A 1,588-nucleotide genomic window follows, 5' to 3' on the forward strand; every position below is an offset into this window, starting at 1 on the left:
AAGTTATTGCCATCACAATCCACACCTTCAACATGATTAATACAATATATCACCATGGAGGCGGTGATATATTGTATTAATCATGTTGAAGGTGTGGATTGTGATGGCAATAACTTAGTAGAAGACTTAATAAATAACAAGCAGGGATTGTCAGCAGAAGAGGCATACGACTATGGTTATCACATCGTAGTAAATAAGGTGAAACAGGCTAATATACAATATGCGGCATTATTAACCGACTTTAATTCCTATCGTAATCAAGCGTATTATGATACCGTTGTGAAAGGAATACCAGCTTTCTTTTTACATTATGATGCGAAGTTTGCCCCACAGGACCATAGATTAACGCTAGACTACCCTACGTTAAGATGGATCGGAGATGTGGAAGGGATTGATGCAATCGAGAAGTATTTGCAGTATACAGTATATGAACAAACCTTTCTGCAAGCATTACCAGAAGCGTATATATTAAAGGTATTGGAGCTATATCATGCAGATTATGAGAGCTTATTTATAAATGTATGTAGCATTGTTTTACGCAACATGTTAGTATGTATGTGGAATAAAAAACCTATATATGGAATTTCATTTACACAGAATGAAGTTATATCGATACAAGAGAAAATTAGTGAAAATGGGCAAGAGGGTACTGCAAAAACGCTAAATAAGCTTCTTCAGACATTAATTAGACAAGGTTATGGGGATAATAAGGAATTGTTTGAATATTTAAGCTATGATGTTCATGAGTTTAGTGTTGAATTATGGAATGCGGTGCAGAAAGATTGTCTTGATGTATTGTTGGGTAAGAAAAGGGTCTAAGTATAAGAAAAAAAATAAGGGAAGGCGAAAATGATGATAAAGAATAATGAACAAACGAGGAATCTACAAATAAATCATTATGAAGAAATAGCAATGAATGCATTTCCGGCTATTCAATCAGAGTTATACGATGGTTGGGTATTACGTTATACAGGTGGCTATACATTCCGGGGTAACTCGGTGAATCCCATATATCAAGGCAATATAAATCTGGAAGAGAAAGTGCTAGAGTGTGAGAGACGATATTTGGAACAGGGATTACCGAGTGTATTTAAGATTTCGGAAGCAGTAGAAGAAGGTTTGGATTTGTTTCTTGATCATTGTGGATATGCGATAAAAAAGAAAGCAGATATTATGACAAGAGAATTGAATGATGAAATTGATAATAATCTAATCTTAAATGAAGGCGATTTAGTCGATCAGGTAACGATAGATTATAGTATAACAGAAGATTGGTTAGATGAGTTCGTGATGCTAAATGGAACGAATGAAGAACCAATGAAATCAATAGCGAAAGAGGTTCTAAGAAAGATACAGAATCCAATCTTTTGTGCCAGCATTAAGAAAGATGGAGAAATGGTAGCATGTGGACTTGGAGTATTTGAAAATGGCAAAATAGGATTGTTCGATATCCGTGTTCTTAAACCGTATCGTAGACTTGGATTAGGGGCAAAAATCTGTAGTAAGATAATGTTAGAAGGTATAAAACAAGGGGCTATCAAAGCGTATCTACAGGTAGCAGTAGAAAATGAAGGTGCTATTAAGTTAT

At 34.9% G+C, this 1,588-nt stretch carries 2 protein-coding genes; both read left to right on the top strand.

Annotated features, from left to right (window positions below):
* Positions 1–54 precede the first annotated feature (54 nt).
* Positions 55–819, top strand: coding sequence for a DUF6179 domain-containing protein (locus ACW2QF_RS16710; RefSeq protein WP_455717148.1), 765 nt, complete (start codon positions 55–57; stop codon positions 817–819).
* Between the two features lie 30 nt (positions 820–849).
* On the top strand, positions 850–1,588 hold a 739-nt coding region (locus tag ACW2QF_RS16715; RefSeq protein WP_455717149.1), incomplete at its 3' end, for a GNAT family N-acetyltransferase.

The organism is Anaerosporobacter sp., from assembly GCF_965301125.1.